At 35.4% G+C, this 10,211-nt stretch carries 12 protein-coding genes; 2 read left to right on the top strand and 10 right to left on the bottom strand.

Annotated features, from left to right (window positions below; all coding sequences use genetic code 11):
- Together AB1397_00505 and hflX are read left to right on the top strand one after the other, a co-directional pair.
- Nucleotides 1–889, top strand: an 889-nt coding sequence (locus AB1397_00505) for a hypothetical protein (GenBank protein ID MEW6481486.1), incomplete at its 5' end; no start/stop codon positions are given.
- Nucleotides 886–1,932 (top strand): GTPase HflX, encoded by a 1,047-nt coding sequence (gene hflX / locus AB1397_00500; protein ID MEW6481485.1) that lies wholly within the window; start codon nt 886–888, stop codon nt 1,930–1,932. The genes AB1397_00505 and hflX, both read left to right, overlap by 4 nt.
- On the opposite strand, the gene AB1397_00495 is transcribed toward hflX, so the two are convergent.
- The 10 genes from AB1397_00495 to AB1397_00450 form a co-directional block, all read right to left on the bottom strand.
- The gene (locus AB1397_00495; GenBank protein ID MEW6481484.1) at nt 1,916–2,776 is read right to left on the bottom strand and encodes a glycosyltransferase; all 861 of its coding nucleotides are present in this window, start codon (nt 2,774–2,776) and stop codon (nt 1,916–1,918) included. The two genes, hflX and AB1397_00495, sit on opposite strands and share 17 nt — an antisense overlap.
- On the bottom strand, nt 2,769–3,212 hold the full coding sequence (locus AB1397_00490) for a dTDP-4-dehydrorhamnose 3,5-epimerase family protein (GenBank protein ID MEW6481483.1): 444 nt from the start codon (nt 3,210–3,212) through the stop codon (nt 2,769–2,771). The genes AB1397_00495 and AB1397_00490 overlap by 8 nt, the downstream gene beginning before the upstream one ends.
- Nucleotides 3,209–4,291: a CDP-glucose 4,6-dehydratase gene (gene rfbG, locus AB1397_00485; GenBank protein ID MEW6481482.1), complete on the bottom strand. Its 1,083-nt coding sequence runs from the start codon at nt 4,289–4,291 to the stop codon at nt 3,209–3,211. The genes AB1397_00490 and rfbG overlap by 4 nt, the downstream gene beginning before the upstream one ends.
- Nucleotides 4,292–5,065, bottom strand: a complete 774-nt coding sequence (gene rfbF, locus AB1397_00480; GenBank protein ID MEW6481481.1) for a glucose-1-phosphate cytidylyltransferase — start codon at nt 5,063–5,065, stop codon at nt 4,292–4,294.
- On the bottom strand, nt 5,062–6,195 hold the full coding sequence (locus AB1397_00475) for a DegT/DnrJ/EryC1/StrS family aminotransferase (GenBank protein MEW6481480.1): 1,134 nt from the start codon (nt 6,193–6,195) through the stop codon (nt 5,062–5,064). Before AB1397_00475 ends, rfbF begins: the two co-directional genes overlap by 4 nt.
- The gene (locus AB1397_00470) at nt 6,183–6,374 is read right to left on the bottom strand and encodes a hypothetical protein (GenBank protein ID MEW6481479.1); all 192 of its coding nucleotides are present in this window, start codon (nt 6,372–6,374) and stop codon (nt 6,183–6,185) included. The genes AB1397_00475 and AB1397_00470 overlap by 13 nt, the downstream gene beginning before the upstream one ends.
- Complete coding sequence (locus AB1397_00465; protein ID MEW6481478.1) at nt 6,364–6,879, bottom strand: nucleotidyltransferase; 516 nt, start codon at nt 6,877–6,879, stop codon at nt 6,364–6,366. The genes AB1397_00470 and AB1397_00465 overlap by 11 nt, the downstream gene beginning before the upstream one ends.
- A 143-nt stretch (nt 6,880–7,022) precedes the next feature.
- Complete coding sequence (locus AB1397_00460) at nt 7,023–7,700, bottom strand: glycosyltransferase family 2 protein (protein MEW6481477.1); 678 nt, start codon at nt 7,698–7,700, stop codon at nt 7,023–7,025.
- The gene (locus tag AB1397_00455; GenBank protein ID MEW6481476.1) at nt 7,697–8,878 is read right to left on the bottom strand and encodes a glycosyltransferase family 39 protein; all 1,182 of its coding nucleotides are present in this window, start codon (nt 8,876–8,878) and stop codon (nt 7,697–7,699) included. Before AB1397_00455 ends, AB1397_00460 begins: the two co-directional genes overlap by 4 nt.
- Nucleotides 8,875–10,020 (bottom strand): glycosyltransferase family 39 protein, encoded by a 1,146-nt coding sequence (locus AB1397_00450; GenBank protein MEW6481475.1) that lies wholly within the window; start codon nt 10,018–10,020, stop codon nt 8,875–8,877. Before AB1397_00450 ends, AB1397_00455 begins: the two co-directional genes overlap by 4 nt.
- Between the last annotated feature and the right edge of the window lie 191 nt (nt 10,021–10,211).

Below are 10,211 nucleotides of genomic sequence, written 5' to 3'. Positions count from 1 at the left end.
TGAAAGGAGAAAGGAGGGTTCTATTTTGCACCTTAAATCCGGTGAGGATTATCTTAAGAAGGGAATGATTAAGCTTGCAATATATGAACACAAAAGGGCAATTTCCCTAAATCCTTTGGATTTAAAGACAAGGTTTTCCCTTGCCAGGATATATGAAAAGAGGGGGATGTTTAGTAATGCAGAAGATGAGCTTGTAAAGATTATAGAGCTTGAGCCAGCAAGCATAGAGGCATCTGATATGGTTGAAAGAATAAATTTTAAAAAGAAAAAGAGCATTGTATATCAAGAAAAGATAGATGAAATTCCCGAGCCAGAATTAAGGCTTTTATGCTTTATAATTTCCAAATCTTTGCTTATCTATCCAGATTCCCTTAATTATTTTGATAATCTCCTTAAAACCCTCCTCTCATATTCAAAGAAATTAAGCCTTATTGGACTGCAAGAATTTACAGATGATAAAAAGGCAGCAATTGAAAAAGCAAAAGAAAAAGGGGCTGATTTCTTGCTCTTTGCAGAGATAAAAGAAGATGAGAAAGAGATAAAAATAAGTGCAAGGCTAATAGATATGGAAAGCCTAAAGGAGGAAGAAATAATCTCCCTTGGCTCTGGAGATAACCGGATAAAAGAGGCAATTTATTATCTTTCAGAAAGGATAGAAGAATTGCTTCCCATAAAGGGAAAGATATTTAAGATAAAAGGGGGAAATGCCTTTATAAATATGGGAGGTCTTTCTGGAATAAAGGAGGGAGACATTTTTAATGTTTTAGAGAGGGGAAAAACCATTGGAAAGATAAAGGTTATAAAGGCTGATGCACAAATCTCTAAAGCAATTGTTATCCCACCCCAAACAGAAGAAATTTTAAAGAAAGGAGAAGAGGTGAGAAGATAGAAAGGGCTATTATTGTTGATACTGGGGAAGAGGAAATTTCATTTCTTGAGCTTGCTTCATTGGTTGAAACAGCGGGTGGAAAGGTGGTAGGAGAACTGGTTCAAAAAAAACATCAGGAAAAATCACCCAGGTTCTTGCTTACAAAGGGAAAGCTTAAGGAATTAAAAGGGCTTTGTGATGAAAATAAGGCTAATCTCGTTGTATTTAATCAAGACCCTTCTCCTTCCCAGATAAGAAACCTTGAGGAAGAGCTAGACCTTAAGGTAATTGACAGAACAGGGATAATCCTTGATATATTTGCTCAAAGGGCAAGGACAGCAGAGGCAAAGATCCAGACAGAACTTGCTCTATCTTACTACCTCCTTCCAAGGCTTACGGGAAGAAGGGATCTTTCAAGGCTGGGTGGAGGTATTGGAACAAGGGGGCCAGGTGAACAAAAGCTAGAATATGATAGAAGGAGAATAAGAAAGCGGATTAGCCATCTCAAAAAGAAGCTTGAGGGGATAAAAAAGGAGAGGGAACAACAGAGGAAAAAAAGGAAAAGGGATTTTTTAACCTGCTCTATTGTTGGCTATACAAATGCGGGAAAATCAACCCTCCTTTCTGCCCTTTCCAAAGAAAATGTCCCCTCTTTTAACCAGCTCTTTACAACCCTTGATCCTTTGTCCAGGAGGGTAAGGATTGGTTTGAATGATATAGTTTTTACAGATACGGTTGGATTTATCCAAAACCTTCCCCTCTCCCTTGTCTCTGCATTCAGAGCAACCCTTGAGGAGATATGCCTCTCTGACATTATTTTACACATCGTTGATGTATCCCATCCCTATTTTAGAAATCAGATGGCATCTGTGGAAAAAATCCTTGAGGAGCTAGATGTTGCAAGATATCCAAGGATAACTGCCTTCAATAAAATAGACCTCTTATCTTCCAAAACCATTATTTCACATCTTAAGAGGGAGATTCCAAATTCAACAGAAATCTCTGCCTTAAAAGGCGAAGGTTTTAAGGCATTATTTGACCTATTCCTCAAAATGCCTTTTTAACAAATTTTAATAGCTTATTCATCACTTTAAGGAATGATTTTATGAAATCCCCTATAGGTTTTGGAAGGTAGTCCAATAATTTTATAACCATTAACACCTTTTTATTCTTTGAGATATTAGTGGCGATAACCTTTTTAATTGATAAATCAGTAATTTTTTCTGAAAAAGATGAAAGTATATCATTTATTTCTTCATACCTTCGCTTCGTATCCTTACTAACACTGCCAATGTGACATCTGTATTTTGCAAGTGGATTATTGATATAATCAAATTCAGTGATTAGAGAAAGCCTTAAGAAAAACTCATATTCTTCCGAAATATTCAGGTCTGTCCTAAAAGGGCCAGCCTGCGTGAATAATGCTTTTTTAAACATAACCGTTAAACAGGGAATAAAATTCCAGTTTATTAAGGGAATTGTAACCTTTCCCCGGAAAGGTTGTGCTATTTTGAAAAATTGATTTATTATCTTTGTATTATCTTCGTTTATTAAGAATGCATCACAATACACCAATCCAATGTTTGGATTTTTATCAAGTAGCCCAACTTGCAATTCAAGTTTTTCAGGACTCCACATATCATCGCAATCCAGAAGGGCTATATATTCACCATTGGCTTTTTCAATTGCCATATTTCTGGCACATCCTAAGGGAACATATGTTTCGTTCTTGTAATATTTTAATTTGCTATCATAGCCCTTTGCTATCTCAGCACTATTATCGGTTGATGCATTATCAAGGAATACAATCTCCCAATCTTTATATGTTTGAGCATATACGCTGTTAATCGCCTCTTCTAAATACTTGGAAGAATTATAGCAATTCATAATTACACTAATCTTAGGCATTTGTCCAATCATAGGGAATGCGTTTATCCAAATAATCCAGATGCTCCACTTCGCTTGGGTTGTGAGGCATATCCGTACAATTAGCAATAAGCGCAGGATTTGATGATATCCCTTGAAAACCGTACCATAATATTGGAGGAATCTTCACTAAACAATAATTTTCTTCTCCTATTTCTAATATTTCAATCCTCCCGTAGGTAGCTGAATTTCTCCGCTCATCGTAAATTACTAGTTTAATCTTTCCCACGGGAACAGCAAAATGTTGGGTCATTTTAAGGTGTTTTTTCCATGCCTTGACCACACCAGGGTTAACTACAGAAAAATATATCTCCCCAAAATTTGTGAAAAAAGGGGAATCCCTTCGCAACATATGCATAACCTTACCCCGTTCGTCTACTATCTGTTTTAAGGGTTCAACAATAAGCTCCTCAATCATACCTTTACCCACAATAGATTTTGTTTTGTTGCAGCAGAGATATAATAGTCTATTTGTTCAAGTGAAAAATTATACATATCCCTATTCCCTCCATAATAAGCCTTATACCATTCTGCAGTCAGTCTGACTGTCTCATCAAATGAAAGCACAGGATGCCATTTTAATAAATGTAATGCCTTATCACAGGAAAGTTTTAATAATTTACTCTCTTTTTTGTTAACCTCGGATTGCTCACTCTTCCAGCCTGCATTTCCCCAATATGAAATAAATGTTTCAATAAGCTCTTTAACCGAGCTATTGATTTTTTGCTCCGGACCAAAATTAAATGCCTCACCGTGAAACCTATTGGACAATAAATTTGCTCCCAGCCATAAATAACCACTCAGTGGCTCTAAAACATGCTGCCATGGCCTTGTTGAATGAGGGTTTCTCACAAGAACTTCTCTATCTTCTGACCATGCCCTAACACAATCAGGTATAATCCGACCCTCAGCCCAATCTCCTCCTCCTATTACATTACCCGCCCTTGTCGTAGCAACCCTTGCTGAGTCTTTAAAAAAAGACTTAATATAAGCATTACACACCATTTCAGCACATGCCTTTGAAGCACTATAGGGATCATCGCCTCCTAACCGGTCATTCTCTCGATAGCCCCATACCCATTCAACATTCTGATAACATTTATCGCTTGTGATTATAACGGCAGATTTTATGCTTGGTGTTCTACGGATACATTCAAGCACATTAACCGTGCCACCGATATTTGTATCAAATGTAAGTTTAGGGTCTTCATAGGATTTTCTTACTATTGGTTGTGCAGCAAGATGAAAGACAACCTCAGGCATATATTTCATAAACACATCAGTCATTTTCCCTATATCCCTGATATCGCCCTCAATATCCTCAATACGATTTCCTAGATTGCATACAGCAAAATTGCAAGGATTAGAGGGAAGATAGGAAGAATATCCTACAACCTTTGCTCCTAAAAGGGTTAACCATATGGTCAACCATGACCCTTTAAAGCCTGTATGGCCTGTCAGTAAAACTGTTTTATCTTTATATATTTCTTGAAACATCTAATCTTCCCATATCTTCCACGGTGCATTTCCTTCTTTCCACAGTTTCTCAAGGAATTGTTTATCCCTTAATGTATCCATACATTGCCAGAAGCCTTCATGCTTATAAGCCATTAACTGTCCATCTTTTGCAAGATTTTCCAATGGTTCTGCCTCTAATACGCTCTCCTCGCTCATAAGGTAATCAAAAACAAAAGGCTCAAAGACAAAAAATCCTCCATTTATCCATCCCTCTCCGGTTTGCGGCTTTTCCTTGAATTCCTTTACTCTATTGCCCGTAAATACTATTTTTCCAAATCTTGCGGTAGGCCTTACCGCGGTTATCGTAGCAATCTTTTTGTGGGATTTATGGAATTTTAAAAGCCTTTTTAGATCAATATTAGCAACGCCATCCCCATATGTCAACATAAATCTTTCGCCTTTTAAATGCTCTTTTAGATTAAACAGTCTACCTCCTGTCATACTACTAATCCCCGTGTCAATTAAATGGACAATCCAATCCCTATAACACTTCTTTGAGGCTGAAACCTCACCTGTTTTCAAAGAAATTGTAAGGTCGCTTTGGAAATTGTAATAATTCAAGAAATATTCTTTTATGTATTCACCCTTATAGCCTAATGCAATGATAAATTCCTTGAATCCCTGCGAGGAATAGATATTCATAATATGCCACAAAATGGGCTTTCCTCCTATCTCAACCATTGGCTTTGGCTTAACAATTGTCTCCTCAGTTAGCCTTGTTCCAAATCCACCCGCCAAAATTACCACCTTCATTTTTTCCCTCCTGTAGTTTCAAAAAACTTTCTTATATTCTCTATAATATATTCCCGATCTTCCTCTGTCAATCCAGGATGGAGGGGAATAGAGAGTAATTGGTTATATATTTTCTCTGTAACTGGCAACTTCCCCTTTAGGTTGCCGTAATAGGTTAGTAAATGATTTGGGTAGTAATGTATGCCACATTCAATGCCAGAATCCATTAAATATTCTCTTAAAAGATCCCTTTTACCATCCAATACCCTGATGGGAAATATATGGGGAATGGTTTGTTCATAATCATCTTCAAAGAGCAATATCCCCTTAATCGGCCTAAGCATTTTCTGATAGTATTTTGCTATTCTTTGGCGAGCAGGTTTAAACTCGGCTTCAAGCCTATCTAACTGAACCAATCCAATAGCAGCAAAAAGATTGCTCATATGGTATCTATAGCCCTGATGGCTAACATCAAATTTCCAACTCCTTAATCCTTGATACCGCTTTTGTGTATCCTTATGAATACCCAACAACCTTGCATCTTTAATGTATTCCAGAACACTATTGTCCTGTGAAACAATTGCCCCTCCTTCACCACAGGTTATGTTCTTTATGCCATCAAAGCTAAAGCAGACAATATCCCCTATAGAACCCACTTTCTTGCCTTTATAGGTTGTCCCAAAGCTATGGGAGGCATCCTCGATTACCCTTAATTTGTATTCCCTTGCAAAGTCATATATTTTATCTAAATCTCCAACCCTTCCTGCATAGTGAACCGGCATTATTGCCTTTGTTTTATTAGTAATCCTTTTCTTTGCATCATTTAAGTCGATTAAACAAGTCTTTGGGTCAATTTCACAAGAGATGGGAATGGCAAAACAGGCAGATATTGCCTGATAACATGCCACAAAAGTCAGAGATTGAACTAATACCTCATCCCCTGGTTTTAATATTGACATAAGGGAAAGGTGTAAAGCAGAGGTTCCTGAATTTACACAGATAACTTCCTTAACTCCCAGGTATCTGGCAAGCTTATCTTCAAATTTCTTAGTGAATTGTCCCATTCCAAGATAAGATTCATCAATCACCTCTGCCAATGCCCTTTTTTCTTCCTCTCCCACAATTGATTTTGATAATTTTATATTTTCCATACAATTACATCCTTTTTACCTCCCCAGCTAACTGCAAGCTGTTGTAATTGAACAAGTGCCTTTATTTTTTCATTAAAAGTAAGTTTAGCCCGTTCTTTGCGGAATTTTTCTTTTTCTCTAAACAATTCTTTTTTAGTTAATATTCTACTGTCTATAACAATTTTTTGATTATTTCCCATAATACCTTTTCTTGAACTTACTAAACTTTTCAGTTAAACCATATTTATTTAGAATTTCATCAAGTTTCTCTTTATCCACATCCGTCTGTTTTAATATCATCTCTATTTTTCTTTTATCTTTCTCCCTAAATGCCCTTAAGAATAATGCTACCAGATATTCCGGTGTCATTACCTTTGTCTTTGTCCCTTCATACTCTGTTTCTTTTGCATCTTCTATTGCTTCTTTTTCAAGTTCGTCAGCCGGAAATATATCAACTGGCACACCTTCTATAATTATCCAATGCCCTTTCCAGGTATAACCTTTCTTTTTAAGATACTCATAGACAGGTGATAATATAATCAATTCTTTTTCTCCTCTTTCTTTTTTGAGAATAATAAATATATCTAAATCTTCAGTAAAAAATGGTTGAGTCCATCTTAAAGCACCTATTGCACCACCAATGGCATAATCCTTTATTAAACCCTTATCCTTCAATTCATTTAGTATATTGAGGACATTTTTCATTTCCCTTTTTGCCTATAACTAACATAATACGCAAATAAAATTGGTTTTTAAGGAAAAATCAGACAACAGACTATCAGGACAACATTTTCTATTCTTTTTATCGGCTAAATAAACCATTTTCTTTAGTTTTTATAAAGCAAAATTTAATCAAAAAACCTATATTTTATAAGTGTCCATATTGCTTTTAGCCCATCCTTATAGTTTATTTTTTTCCCCTCCTCTATTTTTCTTGGATAGTAAGATATGGGAAGCTCTAAAATTTTATAACCTTTCTTTAAGACTTTGGCTGTAACCTCAGGGCAGAATTCAAACCTTTTGCATTTAAGGTTTATAGACTTTATGACCTCGGCCTTAAAAACTTTGTAACAGGTTGGTTCATCTGTAATATGTGAGCCATAAAGGATGTTTGTAAGAAAAGAAAGAAATTTACCCCCTAAGGCATATCTTAAATAAGAAAACTTACCCTTCCCCAAAACACGCGAGCCATAAACAACGCTTGCTTTTCCTTCCATAATAGGCTTAACAAGCTTATAATAATCCTCTGGAGAATATTCCAAATCACCATCCTGAATGATGATTATATCACCCGATGCCCTTTCCAACCCTGCCCTTATTGCAGAGCCTTTTCCTTTATTTTCTTTTTGAAAGATCTTGATAACATTCTTATTCTCTATTCTCTCTATAATCTCCCTTGTTCCATCACTTGAATAATCGTCAATGATGATAATCTCTTTTGAAAGATTAACCGCTTCTATTTTTTTTATTATCTTTTCTATTGTATCTTTCTCATTATAAACCGGCATAATTACAGAAAGCTTCATCTTTTAAAATACCTTAAAATTGTAATGACAGCCTCTGCACAAAATATTGAAAAATAGGGTATTACAGGCAAATAAAATCTTGGTTCACCTGGAAAAAGAAAGGAATGCATCAGGGTAAAATAGAGAATGATTATAAAAAGGGGAAGAGAAATCTTATATTTTCTTATTTTAATTATAATTCCCAACAATCCAAAGAGAAGAACTGTATACTGAGACAATATAAGACCCAGTTTTATCATTTTTGGACCTGGCTTCAAAAGCCTAGTTCCTGCAGGAATTCCAAAGAAAAGCCCATGTAATCTCTTTAGGCATACCTTAATATAACCCTTTGGATTTTTCTTTATATAGTAAATCCCTTCTCGATAGAATTTTTTATCTGACTCAATAGGAGAAGAGGAGTAATGAGTTATAACCTCTTCATTACCGGCGGATTGGGTTTTCCATCTTTCGTCATTAGCTACAGCAATATCCTGCCAAAATGCATGACCACCACCCCATCTAATAGGAAGAAATACATTAAATCTTATATAGTTTCTGATTGTCCAGGGTATAATTACCATTGCAAAAGCAAGAGAGAAGATAAGAAGATTAATAATCCTTTTTTTAAAAATTAAAAAAATAAAAAATAAGAAAAATGGAAAGAGAATGGTAATTCCCCGGGTTAAGGTAGAAATACCAAAGAATATTCCCGAATAAATGTAGTTCTTTATTTTTTCTTTTTCCCAGGCTTCAATTAAAGAATAGGTTGATATGGCAAGGAGGAATGTAAAGAAGATTTCTGTATAGAGAAGCCCTATATGGCCTATAAAAAAGGGATATATTGCACAGTATAATCCTGCTAAAACCCCACAATAAAACCCAAAGATTCTTTTCCCTATAAGATAAATAATCACAAGGGTCAAAGCCCCAATAATTGCCTGAAGGATTCTTACCGCCAAATAGCTATGTCCAAAGATAAAGTAAATTGTAGATAAAAATAGAGGATAAATGGGCTCCCTCCTTGCGGTAGGAACTCCCTCAAGGCAAAAACCCTTGTTTTGAGAAATACTCAAGGCAATTTCATCATATTGTTTTGCATCATCGGTTACATATGGTTGAATATAGAAGAAAACAAAGGATAACCTCAGGAGCAATCCAATAAAAAAGATAAGGGATATTGAGATTATTTCCCTTTTCATCTCTTTATCCTAATAATAGCATTTGCACAAAAGAGAAAAAGATAGGGAAATATAGGTAAATTATATCTGGGAATAGCAAGTAGAAGGGAATGAATCACTGTAAAATATAGAATAATTGTAAGAATTGGAAGATATTCTCTTAATTTTTCTAATCCAAAGATTATCCCTAATAAGGCAAAGAAAATAACAAGGTATTGAAAAATAGCAAGGCCAATTTTTATCTTTGGATATGGCTTTAAAACCTCTTTCCCTCCAGGGATTAAGAACCAGAGCCTATATACCTTTTTTATGCATAGTTTAATATAGCCAAAAGGATTTTCCCTTATATTCTTTAATCCCTCTTTAGTCAACCTTTTATCTGCCTCTATCTCTGAAAGTCCCTCTGTCAATTTATTCATATCGCTTAGGTCATAATATTTCCAATCCCCATCCCAAGGAATATAGGTTCCTGGCCATAAGACATATCCACCACCTATGGCAACAGGGATAAGGGTATGAAACCTTATGTAATTCCTGATTGTCCATGGAATTATTGTAGCTGTCATAAAAATAGAAATAATACAAAAATCCAAAATTGCCCCTTTCTTCTTTAAAATCAAAAAACAAAGAAGTAAGAAAAATGGAAAAAGAATAGTAACTGACCTTGTCAGTGTAGAAAGACCAAAGAATATCCCAGCAAGGATCAAAAACTTTCTTTTTTCTAGCCCTTTTAGCAAGAAATATATAGATACAGAAAGCAAGAATGTGAACAATGTCTCGGTAAGGACAAAGCCTGTTGTAGTAATAAGATGGGGATATAATGCACAAAAGAGGGAAGCCAAAACTCCACAATCCTTTCCAAATATCCTTTTTCCTATAAGATAAACAAAGATGCAGGTCAAAGCCCCAATAATTGCCTGAAGGATTCTTACCGCCAAATAGCTATGTCCAAAGACAAAATAAACAAAAGCCAAGAACAATGGGTATATCGGCTCCCTCCTTGCGGTTAGAATTCCATCCATACAAAAACCATTACCCTGTGCAATGCTTAAGCCAATCATATCATACCCAGAAGCATCACTTACTACCCCTGGCTGAGGAAAACAAAATATGAAGAGAATCCTTAAGACCAATCCAGCAAGGAAGATAAGAAAAACCCTCATTTTATTTTCAAAAGAATACTTTGCCGCCTAATACTTTGTCAATATTTTGTTTAAAGAAGTGCAGATATTTTGGTTTAAAAAATATAGTTAATTCCATAACGCTTTACAAAATGTATGTGTTTAGATAATCTTAAGGAAAACTTTATAAAATTATGAATTTTGAATGTTGAATTTTGAATTAAAAGGGAAAA

The sequence above is a fragment of the bacterium genome (genome assembly GCA_040756715.1).
Classification (GTDB): Bacteria; UBA9089; UBA9088; order UBA9088; family UBA9088; genus JBFLYE01.
Note: the sequence above shows the minus strand (reverse complement) of the source record. Positions and strands in the feature narration are given on the sequence as shown.